Source organism: Streptomyces sp. NBC_01210 (assembly GCF_036010325.1).
In the GTDB taxonomy this organism is placed as follows: domain Bacteria; phylum Actinomycetota; class Actinomycetes; order Streptomycetales; family Streptomycetaceae; genus Streptomyces.
Genome location: NZ_CP108549.1, coordinates 6134296 through 6148285, shown reverse-complemented (window position 1 = coordinate 6148285; position 13990 = coordinate 6134296). Strand labels below are relative to the sequence as shown.

The following is a 13990-nucleotide window of genomic DNA, read 5'->3' as shown; positions in this document are numbered from 1 at the left end:
ACCTGACCTGGTCAGAGCCGTGGGCTTCTTCAGCCTTGCTGTTCAGCCCAAGGGCTGATTAGTAGATCGGCTTGTCCGGCTCGATCTGGTTGACCCAGCCGATGACGCCGCCGCCGACGTGCACCGCGTCCGCGAAGCCCGCGGACTTGAGCACCGCGAGGACCTCCGCACTGCGGACACCCGTCTTGCAGTGCAGGACGATGCGCTTGTCCTGCGGAAGGTCCTGGAGGGCGGTGCCCATCAGGAACTCGTTCTTCGGGATCAGCCTGGCGCCGGGGATCGAGACGATCTCGTACTCGTTGACCTCGCGGACATCGATGATGTCGATGTTCTCGCCGTCGTCGATCCACTCCTTGAGCTGCTTGGGAGTGATCGTCGAACCGAGCGCCGCCTCCTGGGCCTCCTCGGACACGACGCCGCAGAAGGCCTCGTAGTCGATGAGCTCGGTGACGGTGGGGTTCTCGCCGCACACGGCGCAGTCCGGGTCCTTGCGGACCTTGACCTGGCGGTACTGCATCTCCAGGGCGTCGTAGATCATCAGCCGGCCGACCAGCGGCTCACCGATGCCGGCCAGCAGCTTGATGGCCTCGTTGACCTGGATGGAGCCGATGGACGCGCACAGCACGCCCAGCACGCCGCCCTCGGCGCAGCTCGGGACCATGCCCGGCGGCGGGGGCTCCGGGTAGAGGCAGCGGTAGCAGGGCCCGTGCTCGGACCAGAAGACGGAGGCCTGGCCGTCGAAGCGGTAGATCGAGCCCCAGACGTACGGCTTGTTCAGCAGCACGCACGCGTCATTGACCAGGTAGCGGGTCGCGAAGTTGTCCGTGCCGTCGACGATCAGGTCGTACTGGCTGAAGATCTCCATCACGTTCTCGGCCTCGAGCCGCTCTTCGTGGAGGATCACATTCACGTACGGGTTGATGCCGAGCACCGAGTCCTTGGCGGACTCGGCCTTGGAGCGGCCGATGTCGGCCTGGCTGTGGATGATCTGGCGCTGCAGGTTCGACTCGTCGACCTCGTCGAACTCCACGATGCCGAGCGTGCCGACGCCGGCGGCGGCCAGGTACATGAGGGCAGGCGAGCCCAGACCGCCCGCGCCGACGGCGAGCACCTTGGCGTTCTTCAGCCGCTTCTGCCCGTCCATCCCGACATCGGGGATGATCAGGTGGCGGGAGTACCTGCGGACCTCGTCGACGGTGAGCTCAGCAGCTGGCTCGACCAGGGGTGGCAGCGACACGGGGACTCCGTTGGTCGGTAAGTCAGTACGGTGGTTCTCTGCGTAACACTGCCACGCCCCCTCTCATTCCGAGACACCCGGTCCGATCTGCGAGACGATTTCGTCCCAGTAGCCGGGCAGTGCCTCGAATGCTCCGTTATGTTCGCTTCGACCCTTGCCGCCGGTACGGTCGGTGAAGAAGATCGTCCCGGCGCCCTGCCAGCGGGCGATACGCGTGGCCTCCTCCAGGCGGGTCCGCGGCACGCCGTGGACGAAGTGCACAAAGCGCTCCGGCGGGTGGTCCGCCGTCCACTCCGCCACCTGCGACCAGCGGTAGTCGGTCCATGGCCCGGAGAAGGTGACCAGCTGGTCGGCGACCTCCGCGTAGCCGGGATACGGGTGCGAGCCGTGCCCGAGCACCAGATGCCCGCCGTCGAGAACCGCCTCCAGCGTCGCCGTCGTACGCCGCACCTCGTGCAGGTCCGCACGGTCCGTCGGGCAGCGGTCCAGCAGGAAGCCGTCGACCTGGTACCACTCGAGAAAGCGGTGCGCGTCGGAGACGAGATCGCCGAATGATCTCGAGCCGTGTGCCAGGTCGAGATGGCCGAGGACGCGTACGCCCGCGTTGCGCAGCCTGCCCGCGGCCTCCAGACAGTGCGGGTCGGGGCGGTCGCCGGGGCCGTCGTCGACATTGAGGACCACCCAGTGCAACGGCGTTCCCGGCCGGGTCAGTCCGGCCCATTCGACGGGGGCGAGCAGCGGGTGGGCGTAGCCGGGGATGCCGAAGCCGAGCCTCCCCCAGACTTCGTCCGGGCGGACCTCCCTCGCTGTGGCCGTCGAGGACTGGGCGCCCGTGCTGGTCAGATGCGGCATGCCGCCTCCATCCAGATGTCGGCGAGGGACTCTTCGAGGTTGATACGGGGGCGCCAGCCGAGCCGGTCGCGGGCGGTGCGCACATCCGCCTGCTGCCAGCCACCACAGCCGTCGGGGTACGGCGCCGGGGGCACGGACAGGTGGTCCAGTACGGATTCGGTGCGCGGGGCGCCGATGGGGGGCCGGCCCGACGGCGCGTCCAGCTCGTGCAGCCCACCGGCGTAGCCGGCGACCCGGGCGAGGACGGCGGCCGCGTCCCTCAGCCGTACGGCACGTCCCGTACCGATGTTGACCACGCCCTGCGCGGCGGAGAGCGAAGCGGCGTGCACGGCGCGCGCCACGTCCCGTACGTCGACGAAGTCGCGCTGCACGCCGAGGCCGCTGAGCTTCAGCTCGCCGTCGCCGGACTGCATGGCGCGGCGCATCGCCTCGGCGAGGCGGCCGAGCGGGGATCCTGCCGGGGTGCCCGGGCCGATGGGCGAGAAGACGCGGAGTACGACGGCGTCCAGGCCGGCCCCGAGCACCAGCTCGGTGGCGGCGAGCTTGCTCACTCCGTAGGGGCCGCCGGGACGCGGGATCGCGTCCTCCGCCGTCGACGATCCCTGTTGGGACGGTCCGTACTCGGAGGCGCAGCCGAGCTGGACGAGCCGGGCGCCGCAACCGCTGCGGCGCAGGGCCTCGCAGACGGTGGCGACGGCGACGGTGTTGTGGCGGGTCAGTTCGCGGGCGCCGCCGCGGGTGGCGCCCGCGCAGTTGATGACGACCCCGGGGTGGACGGCGCCGAGGAAGCGGGTGAGCGCGCCCGGGCTGCCGCCGGCGAGGTCGAAGCGTACGTCGGCGTCGTCGCCGCGCCCGAGGGCCGTGAGGTGCACGGCCGGGTCGGCGAGCAGCCGGTCGGCGACGAAGCGGCCGAGGAATCCATTGGCACCGAGCAGTAGCACCCTCATCGCGCGGCCGCCCCTCGGTGCCGACGGGCCGGAGCAGGGGGTAGGGGGGTCATGTCGCTTTCTCCTTAGGGATGTTGCTGTCGATGCAGTACTGGGTGCTGGAATCGGGTACGCCCGCGATGTCGGTACGCACGCGGTGTCGGCCCCACAGCAGGTTCAGACGCTGTGCGCCGAGGCCCGGGACAGCGCCGCGGTGGCGTGGGCCAGCAGGCCGAGGGCGGCGGCGCCGCAGGCGAGAGCGGGTACGGCTCCGGTGCCCCAGGCTCCGACTGCCGCCTCGACCGGACTCGCCAGGAAGCCGCAGCCAGGGAGGCGTCCGGCCAGCAGGAGGGCGGGGGCGGCGACTTCGACGGCGCAGGCGGCGGCGAGTCCGGCGGCGGCGGAATCGGGGAAGCCGTGGACGATGAGCAGACGCGCGAGGAAGAGCAGGGTGCCGAGGGCGACGGCGGGGACGAGGGCCTTGTGAGGGAGGACGAGGCCGGTGAGTACGAGGAGCGTGGTGAGGGCACAGACGTACAGCGCGACGACGCCGAGGAGCAGCGGACGCGCGCCGGAGGCGAACTCCTCGAGTCCGCGGCTGCCGTCGAGCCTGCGCCGCGCCTGTACGGAGAAGAGGTGCGCGCACCAGGCCGCGGGGGCGACGGCGAGTGCGAGTCCGACGAGCGGGGCCGTGGTCATGGGCCAGGAAGCGTCGGGACCGCCGCCGATGAGCTGGGCCTGCGCCCCTTCGCCGTACACCGCGTACACGAGCAGCCAGAGTGTCCACAGGCGTACGGCGGGGACGGTGCGTCCCGCGGCGCGCAGCGGTCCGCGGCGCAGGCAGAGCGCGAGGGCGACGGCGACTCCGGACAGGCCCAATGCCCCTGCCGCGAGCCGGACCGTGCCTTCCGCAACCTCTATGGGCTCCATGGACTGCATGGCGACGGCGAGGGCGCAGACGGCGCCCGGCAGCAGCGTGAGGAGTGCGTGTCCGGCGCGGCCGGGCCGTCGTCCGGCGCTCGGACCGGCGGCGCGCGCCGGACGTTCGGCGGCCTGTGTCGATTCCCCTCCGCGCGGCACGCGCGCGTACAGCTCCTCGGCGAGCGAGAAGACGTCCCGGTGGCGGAAGCGGGCGGCGGTCCGGTCGGTGACGCCGTGCGCCTCGAGACCGGCGGCGATCTCCAGGGGGTCGACGGCCCGTTCGCACAGCTCGCGGTGGTGGTGCATGAGCGCCTTGACGGGGTCGGCGGGGCCGCGGCGGGCAGCGGGCTTGCGCGTCTTCGCGGGCCCGTCCGCCCGGACCTCGGCGAGCAGGGTCTCCTGTTGGTTGTCCGAGTGGGCCGCCGAGTGGGTGTCCCAGCCGCTCGCACCGACGGGTGATCCGCGTTCGTCGGCGGCTGCGCTCGCGGTGATACGGAACGCACTGCGGGACGCACCGGGTGGCGTACTGCGGGACGTACTTCGGGACGTACTCATGCGCGTGCCTCCTTCGCGGTGGTCAGCGCGCCGACGAGCCGCGGCCGGTCCGCCCAGCGCGGGGTGCGGGCGCCCGACGCGGTGCCGCCGCCCGTCCAGTGACATGGCACATACGCCTCGGCGGGACGGGCGAAGGGCAGCGGCTCACCGTCCGCGTTCACCGCCTCCCGCTGTACCGGGGAGTGCGAGATCAGCTCCAGGTAAATGCCGCGAAATGCCGTCAGGTTCTGCTCGATCGTGAAGAGCTCGAGCGCGCGGGCCCGGGCGGCCGCGCCGAGCCGTTCACGGCGCTCGGGGTCGCGCAGCAGCGCGAGGCAGGCTTCCGCGAGGGCCCGCGGATTGCGCGGGGGCACCACAAGCCCTGTACCGCCGATGACTTCGACGACCGCGCCGACGTCCGTGGAGACCGTCGCGCGGCCGCAGAACATCGCCTCGACCAGGCTGATCGGGAAGCCCTCGACGACACTGGACAGGACGACGACTCCGCCGGAGGCGTACGCGTCGGCCAGCTCGGGCGCCTCGGGTCCGCCGATCTCCTCGAAGGAGACCGGGTTGTCGCCGACGGCGTGCGCGTCGGCCGCCTCGTCGGGGAAGAGCTGGGCGGCCAGCGCCTTGCAGTGGGCGAGATAGGTCCTGGCCTCCGGCCCCTGCACCGGCGCGCCGAAGAGCCGCAACCGTGCCTGCGGCTCCTCCTTGCGCACTTCCGCGAAGGCATGCAGCAGTGCGATGAGGTCCTTGGCGGGCTCGATCCGGCCGACCCAGACGAGGGTGTGCGGGTCGCTGCTGCCGTCGTCATCTCCCGCAGCCTCGCCCACCGGTTCCCCGACCGCCGCGAAACGGTCCACCTCCATGCCGGGGTAGACGGTCCGCAACTTGGCTCGGTCGGCGCCGCACTTCTCCTGCCAGCGGCGTGCATGCGTATTGCCGGGCGTGATGACGGACGCCTGCCGGTACACCTCGGCGGCCAGCCGGCCCTGGAAGGCCGCGAGCAGGGCCCGTACGGGCGCGGTCAGCTCGCCGTCCCTCGCGGCGAGGTAGTGCGCGCGCAGTTGTACGCCGTACTCGGTGACCAGCAGTGGGACGCCGAAGAAGCGTTTGGCCAGCAGGCCGGGCAGGGCGGCGGAGCCGCCGGACGCGGCATGGCACAGGTCGACCGCGCCGAGGCAGTCCGCGCCGTACCAGTCGAGCGAGAGCGGGCGCAGAGCGCGCTCCAGCTGGTCGACGAAGGCGAGGTAGTCGGGGACGGTGGCGGCGTGCACGGTGCGGCGCGTGCCGGGGGCACGGCATGCGGATTCGAGGACACGCACGGCGAGTTCGGAGCGGAGTGCGGCGTAGAGCCCGCCGCGTTCACGCGCGAGTTCGGCGAGTCCGTACAGCGCGTCGGCGAAACCTTCGCCCTGGCCCTCGCCCTCCGCGCAGACGGCGGTGGCAAGCTCCTTGAAATGGCCGACGAAGCGGCGTCGTTCGCGCCGTCCGTACGTATGTCCGTCGTCCTCGGGCGCCCACAGCGGGGCCGTGCGCACCCGCTGCACCTGCGGCGGGAGCTGGATCCAGCCGTGGTCCTCCTGCTGGGCGCTGCGGCTCAGCGCGTAGACGTCGAACTCGTGCTGCGCGAGCCCGCGCACAAGCCGGTCGCACCACAGCCTGGACTCACCCGTCGCATATGGATAACCACCGTCCGTAAGCAGTCCGATCCGCACCAGCGCACCCCCGATCTCCCTTGTGGGCGGCCGCCGTTGGTCCGGCGGCTCACAGCGGGACGACGGTAAGCGGATACGCCAGTGACGCGACGGACGGTTGTCCATCACGCCACCAGAAGGGGTGAATGCACGTAACTTTCCCACCCCGGTCGCGTTCAGTCGCGCTACGGGGCGCTGCAGTTACGGAGTGTCAGGCTGCGGCCAGCTCCTTGACATGCGGTGCGCGCGGGCCGGATACGAGACGCCCGTCTCGCACTCTGGGCTCAACCGCCGGGATACACCCAGGGGTTGGGGCGGCACTTGATCCCGCCGATGTCGAGGGATTTGGTCTGCTGCTGCATGACGGGCGCGAGCGAGCCCGGCGTGCGGCAGTTCACATGACCGTGCCCGAGCCGGTGCCCGACCTCGTGGTTGATGAGCATCTGCCGGTAGGTGAACATCGCCTCGTCGCCGTATGTCGCCGAGCCCTGGGCCCACCGGTACGCATTGATCATCACGCGGTCGGTCGACGCCGAATCACAACTGACATTGTCGACGCTCGTGTCCAGATCGGATTTGGCGCACCAGGTCGCCGTGGTCCCGGGACTGGCGAGCGTGATCACGAATTCCGGCTCCCCCGAAGAGATCCGCTCGAAGGTCATCGCCCCGCCGTGCGCCCAGCTCCGGTCGTCGTTCAGGGTCTGCTGGACCGCCTTGGCGAACAGCGCGCCGTCCAGACCGAGACCCTTTTCGATATCCACCCGGTAGCGGATCTTGCGACCCTTGCCCGGCGCCTTGTCGAAGCCGGGCACCGCTTCGAAATCACCCGTCGCCGTCAGTTTGGGGTTGATCGGGAACCGGGCGGCCATCAGCTGCTCGTACGCGGCAGGGACCGCGGGTTTCACCGCGCCGTCGGGCGGCGCCTGCCGACCGTTCGAGCGGGATGCCGGGCTCTCCGCCCCCGCACGGTCCTTGCCCGCGGCCTGTGCGCTCGGCTTCTCCGGACCGTCCGAGGCGACGTGGCCGGCCACGACGACCGCGAGCACCGTGGTCACCGCGGCGGCCGCGATGCCGGTGAAGGCACGCCCCTTGCCACCCTTGGCCGGCTTCCCCTCGCTCGCTTCGGCCGCGGCTTCGGTGGCCTGTTCCGGCTCGTCGCCCCGTTCGGTGACGGAGGCGTACGGGTCGGGCTCCTGGCCGGTTGCGGGCCGGGGCTGCTCGAAGGCCTCGACGAACTCCCGTCGCGGGCCCGGTATCCGGGCCGCTCCCGAGGCGGTCGTACGCGGCGGCATCGGCGTCTGCACCCGCTGCCGGCCGCCGCCCTGCCGGTCCCCGTACCGCTGCGGCGGTACGCCCCAGCCACCGCCCGCTTCATGCTGCTCGGGGTGTCCACCGCGGGCCTGCGGCAGGCCATGGCCGGAGGAGCCATGCTGTTCAGGACCCGGCGCGGCGTTGCGTCTGCGCCGTCCACTGCCGGGGCTCGAACCCACGGCTTCCCACTCACCGGTGCCGGATACTCCGGGGCCGGGTATACCGGCGCTGCTTCCGGAGTCGGAGCCCTTGGGCGCGGGGCCTTTGCGGCTGTGTCGTCCCACCCCCGGATCAGCTCCTGTCGCAGTCGTTCAGCAGTTCCCGGAAAGCCTGGGCGACTGATTCCGGGTACTCCATCATGGCAACATGCCCGGCATCCGGGAGCGTCAACAGCCGGGAATCCCGGAAGGCCGCCGCTGCCTTGCGCGCCATACGGTACGAGACGAGTTGGTCCCGCCCCCCGTAAACAAGCAGCGTCGGCGCGAGCACCCGCTCCGCCTGCCGCCACAGCCCGTGCTGTCCACCCAAGGTGTACGCGTCGACAATGCCGCGCGCGGAACGAGTCATCGCATCCCAGAAGTACGGGAGGCGCATACGCCGCTCCATCTCCTCCACAGCGTTGCGCAGCCCTTCGTCGTCGACCCGCGAGGGGTCCCCGTAGCAGAGCGCCATCACGCCTTTGGTGCGCTGCTCGGCCGTCCAGTCCTTGGTCAGTCTGCCGAACAGCGAGGCGCCCCCGGGCAGCGCCATCAGCGCGGTGGGCACGGCGGAGCGCTGCACGCGGAGCTCCGGCAGCGCGGGCGAGACGAGCGTGAGCGTGCGCACCAGATCGGGCCGGACGGCCGCGACACGGGTGGAGACCGCTCCACCCAGGGAGTTTCCGAGGAGATGTACGGGGCCGCGGCCCCGGGCGTCCAGATAGCGGATCACCGCTCTGGCGTGGGCGGTGAGGGAGTAGTTGCCGTCGTCCGGCGGCGGGGAGTCCCCGAAACCGGGCAGGTCGATCGCCTCACCGTCCAGGATGTCTTCGAGCAGCGGCATCAGCGCCGACCAGTTCAGCGAGGAGCCGCCGAGCCCGTGCACATACAGCGCGGGCGCGAGGCCGGAGCGCGTCGGCGGCCTGGATCTGACGGTGAGCGTCAGTCCGGGCAGCGTCGCGGAGCGCAGCTCCTCGCCCTCCGCGACCCGGACGGTCGCGACCTTGGGGGCCACGGCGGCGTTGACGGCGCGTACTCCCGGCAGCTCGGTCGAAGACATGCGGGCAATGTTACGAGACGATCACACACTGGATCGTGTGTTCGGCGTCACACACCGCGTAGCGTCATGAATGAGTACCTCCTACGCTCGTAGGAGGGGCACTATCCATGGAAAGCGGTGCCGCATGTCTGTCGACCCCACAGACCCGGATACCTTCGATGCAAACGACCAGGAGGCCGTGCTCGACGAAGAGGTTCCCGAAGCCGACGCGGCCGAGCAGCTCGCGGATGTGCTGCCCGACGACGACGACCATGTGGACATCGTCGACCTGGACTCCGCGAATGAGGCCGATGCCGCGGAACAGGCCCGCGTTGTCGCCCTCGACGAGGACGACTACCGGTGACCTGCCCCTCTTTGCCCCTGAATCGGGAGCTACCGCGACTGTCCGGTCCGTGAAATTCTGCGTCCGCACCACGCACAGCCGGGTTACCCAAAAGTACGATGGCGGCGCGGCGCACAGCGCGCAAGGAACAATTTTTTGGGAGGCGGCGTGACAGCCATCGAGCAGACAGAGGCAGCGCGCCCGCGGGGCACGCGCCTGCCACGCCGAGCCCGCAGGAACCAGCTTCTGGGCGCTGCCCAGGAAGTTTTCGTGGCCCAGGGCTATCACGCGGCCGCCATGGACGACATCGCCGAGCGGGCCGGCGTCAGCAAGCCCGTGCTCTACCAGCACTTCCCGGGCAAGCTCGAGCTCTATCTGGCGCTGCTCGACCAGCACTGCGAGTCGCTGCTGCTCTCGGTCCGTACGGCGCTTGCGTCGACGACCGACAACAAACTGCGCGTCGCCGCGACGATGGACGCCTATTTCGCGTACGTCGAGGACGAGGGCGGGGCCTTCCGGCTGGTCTTCGAGTCGGACCTGACGAACGAGCCCGCGGTGCGCGAGCGCGTGGACCGGGTCTCGCTGCAGTGCGCGGAGGCGATCTCCGACGTCATCGCCGAGGACACGGGCCTGTCGAAGGAAGAGTCCATGCTGCTGGCCGTCGGCCTCGGCGGCGTCTCCCAGGTGGTCGCCCGCTACTGGCTTTCCAGCAGCTCCGGCATCCCGCGCGAAACGGCGGTGCAGCTGCTGACGTCGCTGGCGTGGCGGGGCATCGCGGGCTTCCCGCTGCACGGCACCGAGCAGCACTGACCGGGGACCGGGGGGTGTTCGCTCCTGGCGTTTCCCGGGGACGCCTGCCGCGTCCCCTCGCCGGGCTAATGTGTGCTGCGTACAGCGCGGCTGACCGCGCAACACACTGACCGTTCGGAGGGACATAGCCGTGGAGGTCAAGATCGGCGTGCAGCACGCGCCCCGGGAGATCGTTCTGGAGAGCGGGCAGTCCGCCGAGGAGGTCGAGCGCGCGGTCGGCGATGCGCTGGCCGGCAAGGCGCAGCTGCTCAGTCTCTCGGACGAAAAGGGCCGCAAGGTCCTCGTACCGGCCGACCGGATCGCGTACGTCGAGATCGGCGAGCCGGCGACGCGGCGCGTGGGCTTCGGCGCACTGTAGGGCGTCGCAAGCGACTGGAGCGTGACAGAAGAGGGCCCGGCGGGAAATCCCCCGCCGGGCCCTCTTCCGCTGTCCCGGGAGGGTTGTTTTCCGCGGGCGCCGGGTAATACGGGCTACGACCGTTTTGCCTGCACCGGCGTCCGTGAGGTGATCAGCAGTGCTCTTGGAAACGCTCGGTTCAGTCCTGCTCGGACTCGCCCTCGCCTGGGCCGCTGCCCGTCACCTGTCCGAACGTCTCCCGGCACGCCGTGTGGTCTTCGCCACAGGCACGCTCGGCGCCCTCTTCGGCGGCTATGTGACGCATGCCGCGCTCGGTCCCGGCCACACACTGGCGACGCTGGTGGGCGCAGTGGCGATCGGAGCCGTACTGCTCTCGCTGCTGATCCGGCCGTCGACGCGGCGGCTCCGTCGCGCGTTCCCTTTCTGAGTCCGCACGACCGGCCGCCGACGCCGCCGGGGAAACCGTAGGAGCGGAGGCTAGGCCGCGAGGCCCAGCGCCGCCATCCGCTTGGTGTGCGCCTCGGTGATCCGCGAGAACATCCGGCCCACCTCCGCGAGGTCGAAGCCGCCCGCCACACCGCCCACGAGCATCGTGGAGAGCGCGTCGCGGTCCGCCACCACCCGCTGCGCCTGCGAGAGCGCCTCGCCCATCAGGCGGCGCGCCCACAGCGCCAGCCGTCCGCCGACCCGCGGCTCGGCCTCGATCGCGGCGCGGACCTTCTCGACCGCGAAGTTGCCGTGACCTGTGTCGTCGAGCACCGCAAGCACCAGGGCGCGGGTGTCGGTGTCCAGCCGGGCCGCGACCTCACGGTAGAAGTCGCTGGCGATCGAGTCGCCGACGTACGCCTTGACCAGGCCCTCCAGCCAGTCGGACGGCGCGGTCTGGCGGTGGAAGTCGTCCAGGGCCTGGGCGAACGGCTCCATCGCGGCGGTCGGCTCGGCGTCGATGGAGGTGAGGCGGTCACGCAGCTGCTCGAAGTGGTGGAACTCGGCGGAGGCCATCTTCGCCAGCTCGGCCTTGTCGCCCAGCGTCGGCGCGAGCTTGGCGTCCTCGGCGAGCCGCTCGAAGGCTGCCAGCTCGCCGTAGGCGAGCGCGCCCAGCAGATCCACGACGGCGGCGCGGTACTGGGGGTCTGCGGACGCCGTGGCCCAGTCCTGGGCGGCGATTCCGGTGGGTTCAGTGGCGTTGTCAGGCGTCTCCATGAAGCGCACAATAGCCCGCTCATCGTGAGGCGGAAGGGCCTGGTCAGCCACGTCCGCAGCGCGGTTCCTACGAATTCACCCAACACACATGCGCGATTCCGGGGTACAGTGGTAATGCGCCTGTCGAGCGTTTTAGCTACTCGGCGGGCGATCCCAGTGTATGACTGGGGGATTTGCTCCCCCAGAGCCCCCTTGAGGATGCCCGGTCGGTGGCCCGATCGGCTCCGCCCCGACCGCCCTCCGCGCGGACCGTGCGCACAGTTGCGTACGACCGCAGATGAGGGGCCCCCTCAGCGGCACGAGCGCTCGAGCGAAGGCAGTGGTCCCGCGCCATCCGGCCAATCCACGGCCGGCCCGGTACCCAGGTGCGGTACGACCCCCATTCGTTCGCCTCATGCCGCGTCTCACAGAAGAGGCAACACCCTGACTACGCAGCCCACGACTTTCCGGGATCTTGGGATCCTTCCCGAGACCGCCGAGGCCCTCGAAGCCGTCGGCATCCTTACCCCGTTCCCCATCCAGGAGATGACGCTCCCCGTCGCGCTCTCCGGCACCGATGTCATCGGCCAGGCCAAGACCGGCACCGGCAAGACGCTCGGTTTCGGTCTGCCGCTGCTGGAGCGTGTCACCGTCCCCGCGGACGTCGAGGCCGGCCGGGCGCAGCCCGAGCAGCTGACCGACGCCCCGCAGGCGCTGGTGGTCGTCCCCACCCGCGAGCTGTGCCAGCAGGTCACCAATGACCTGCTGACCGCCGGCAAGGTCCGTAACGTCCGCGTTCTCGCGATCTACGGCGGCCGTGCGTACGAGCCCCAGGTCGAAGCGCTCCGCAGGGGCGTCGATGTGATCGTCGGCACCCCCGGCCGCCTGCTCGACCTGGCCGGCCAGCGCAAGCTCGACCTTTCGCATGTGCGCGCGCTCGTCCTCGACGAGGCCGACGAGATGCTCGACCTGGGCTTCCTGCCCGACGTCGAGAAGATCATCAACATGCTGCCGGCCAAGCGTCAGACCATGCTGTTCTCGGCGACCATGCCGGGTGCGGTCATCGGCCTCGCCCGTCGCTACATGTCGCAGCCGACGCATATCCGCGCCACCTCGCCGGACGACGAGGGCGCGACCGTCGCCAACACCGCGCAGCACGTCTTCCGGGCCCACTCCATGGACAAGCCGGAGCTGGTCTCGCGCATACTGCAGGCCGAAGGCCGCGGGCTCGCGATGATCTTCTGCCGTACGAAGCGGACTGCGGCGGACATCGCCGAGCAGCTCGAGCGTCGCGGCTTCGCCTCCGGCGCGGTCCACGGCGACCTGGGCCAGGGCGCGCGTGAGCAGGCGCTGCGGGCCTTCCGCAACGGCAAGGTCGACGTCCTCGTCTGCACGGACGTCGCGGCGCGTGGTATCGACGTCGAAGGCGTCACGCACGTCATCAACTACCAGTCGCCCGAGGACGAGAAGACGTTCCTCCACCGGGTCGGCCGCACCGGCCGCGCGGGCGCCAAGGGCATCGCGATCACGCTGGTCGACTGGGACGACATCCCGCGCTGGCAGCTGATCAACAAGGCGCTGGACCTGAACTTCCCCGACCCGGTCGAGACGTACTCCACGTCGCCGCACCTGTACGAGCAGTTGAACATCCCGACCGGCACGAAGGGCGTACTGCCCCGTGCCGAGCGGACCCGTGCGGGTCTGCGCGCCGAGGAGGTCGAGGATCTGGGCGAGACGGGCGGCCGCGGCCGCAAGTCGGCGTCGTCGGCCCCGGCTCACGAGGAGCGCCCTGCCCGTACCCGCACGCCGCGCCAGCGCCGCCGCACGCGCGGCGGGTCGACGCCGGACGGCGTCGAGCCGACGACGACGGTGACGGACACGGCCGCGCCGGAGTCCGCGGAGCCTTCGACGGAGCCGCGTACCCCGCGCCGTCGCCGTCGCACCCGAGTGGGAGCGCCGGCCGTGGCCGAGGCGACGGCTGTCGTGGAGACCGTCGAGTTCACCGATGTCGAGGTCACGGAGGAGCCGAAGTCTCGTCGCCGGACGCGTGCCGCGAAGGCGGTCGACACGGTCGAGGCGGCTGAGGTCGCTACCGAGGTCGAGGCCGAGGCGGAGACCAAGCCCCGTCGCCGCACCCGCGCCGCCAAGGCCGTCGACACGGTCGAGGCGGTAGCGGCCGAGGCCGAGCCGGAGACCAAGCCCCGCCGCCGCACCCGCGCCGCGAAGGCCGTCGACACGGTCGAGGCGGTAGCGGCCGAGGCCGAGGCAGAGACCAAGCCCCGCCGCCGCACCCGTACCGCGAAGGCCGTCGACACGGTCGAGGCAGTGGCGACCGAGGTCACGGCCGAGCCGGAGACCAAGCCGCGCCGCCGCACCCGCGTGGCCAAGGCCGTCGACACGGTCGAGGCTGTCGGCACGGAGGCCGAGGCGAAGCCCCGCCGCCGCACCCGCGCTGCGAAGGCCGTGGACACGGTCGAGGCAGTGGCGACCGAGGTCGAGACGGAGCCCAAGCCCCGTCGCCGCACCCGCACGACGAAGGCTGCCCAGCCCGAAAGCTGACGCACCAGCAGCCCAGATGGC

The 13990-nt window shown here is 71.0% G+C and carries 13 protein-coding genes; 5 read left to right on the top strand and 8 right to left on the bottom strand.

Annotated elements, in window-relative coordinates; all coding sequences use genetic code 11:
* Window positions 1-58 precede the first annotated feature (58 nt).
* The 7 genes from moeZ to OG735_RS28105 form a co-directional block, all read right to left on the bottom strand.
* The gene (gene moeZ / locus OG735_RS28135; RefSeq protein WP_327325925.1) at window positions 59-1237 is read right to left on the bottom strand and encodes an adenylyltransferase/sulfurtransferase MoeZ; all 1179 of its coding nucleotides are present in this window, start codon (window positions 1235-1237) and stop codon (window positions 59-61) included.
* 63 nt (window positions 1238-1300) lie between these two features.
* On the bottom strand, window positions 1301-2089 hold the full coding sequence (locus tag OG735_RS28130) for a spherulation-specific family 4 protein (protein ID WP_327325924.1): 789 nt from the start codon (window positions 2087-2089) through the stop codon (window positions 1301-1303).
* Window positions 2077-3036: an NAD-dependent epimerase/dehydratase family protein gene (locus OG735_RS28125; protein ID WP_327325923.1), complete on the bottom strand. Its 960-nt coding sequence runs from the start codon at window positions 3034-3036 to the stop codon at window positions 2077-2079. The genes OG735_RS28130 and OG735_RS28125 overlap by 13 nt, the downstream gene beginning before the upstream one ends.
* Window positions 3037-3192: 156 nt before the next feature.
* On the bottom strand, window positions 3193-4491 hold the full coding sequence (locus OG735_RS28120; protein WP_327325922.1) for a hypothetical protein: 1299 nt from the start codon (window positions 4489-4491) through the stop codon (window positions 3193-3195).
* Window positions 4488-6191, bottom strand: coding sequence for a DUF3492 domain-containing protein (locus OG735_RS28115; RefSeq protein WP_327325921.1), 1704 nt, complete (start codon window positions 6189-6191; stop codon window positions 4488-4490). Before OG735_RS28115 ends, OG735_RS28120 begins: the two co-directional genes overlap by 4 nt.
* Before the next feature lie 263 nt (window positions 6192-6454).
* A complete protein-coding gene (locus OG735_RS28110; RefSeq protein ID WP_327325920.1) occupies window positions 6455-7765 on the bottom strand; it encodes a DUF3152 domain-containing protein in 1311 nt (436 codons plus the stop codon).
* A gap of 7 nt (window positions 7766-7772) precedes the next feature.
* The gene (locus OG735_RS28105) at window positions 7773-8738 is read right to left on the bottom strand and encodes an alpha/beta hydrolase (protein WP_327325919.1); all 966 of its coding nucleotides are present in this window, start codon (window positions 8736-8738) and stop codon (window positions 7773-7775) included.
* 124 nt (window positions 8739-8862) lie between these two features.
* Here OG735_RS28105 and OG735_RS28100 point away from each other — a divergent pair, with 124 nt between their 5' ends.
* The 4 genes from OG735_RS28100 (at window position 8863) to OG735_RS28085 (ending at window position 10655) form a co-directional block, all read left to right on the top strand.
* On the top strand, window positions 8863-9081 hold the full coding sequence (locus tag OG735_RS28100; protein WP_327325918.1) for a hypothetical protein: 219 nt from the start codon (window positions 8863-8865) through the stop codon (window positions 9079-9081).
* A 147-nt stretch (window positions 9082-9228) separates the two neighbouring features.
* Window positions 9229-9870, top strand: a complete 642-nt coding sequence (locus OG735_RS28095; protein WP_327325917.1) for a TetR/AcrR family transcriptional regulator — start codon at window positions 9229-9231, stop codon at window positions 9868-9870.
* Window positions 9871-10000: 130 nt separating this feature from the next.
* Window positions 10001-10228, top strand: coding sequence for a DUF3107 domain-containing protein (locus OG735_RS28090; RefSeq protein ID WP_327325916.1), 228 nt, complete (start codon window positions 10001-10003; stop codon window positions 10226-10228).
* A gap of 157 nt (window positions 10229-10385) precedes the next feature.
* Window positions 10386-10655 carry a hypothetical protein gene (locus OG735_RS28085; protein ID WP_327325915.1) on the top strand — a complete coding sequence of 90 codons (270 nt, stop codon included), beginning with the start codon at window positions 10386-10388 and terminating at the stop codon, window positions 10653-10655.
* 50 nt (window positions 10656-10705) lie between these two features.
* Here OG735_RS28085 and OG735_RS28080 read toward each other — a convergent pair whose 3' ends face one another.
* Window positions 10706-11431, bottom strand: coding sequence for a ferritin-like fold-containing protein (locus tag OG735_RS28080; RefSeq protein ID WP_327325914.1), 726 nt, complete (start codon window positions 11429-11431; stop codon window positions 10706-10708).
* A gap of 525 nt (window positions 11432-11956) precedes the next feature.
* On the opposite strand from OG735_RS28080, the gene OG735_RS28075 reads away from it, so the two are divergent.
* Entirely contained in the window at window positions 11957-13969 is a 2013-nt protein-coding gene (locus OG735_RS28075; protein ID WP_327325913.1) for a DEAD/DEAH box helicase, read from the top strand.
* The last annotated feature ends 21 nt before the right edge of the window (window positions 13970-13990 follow it).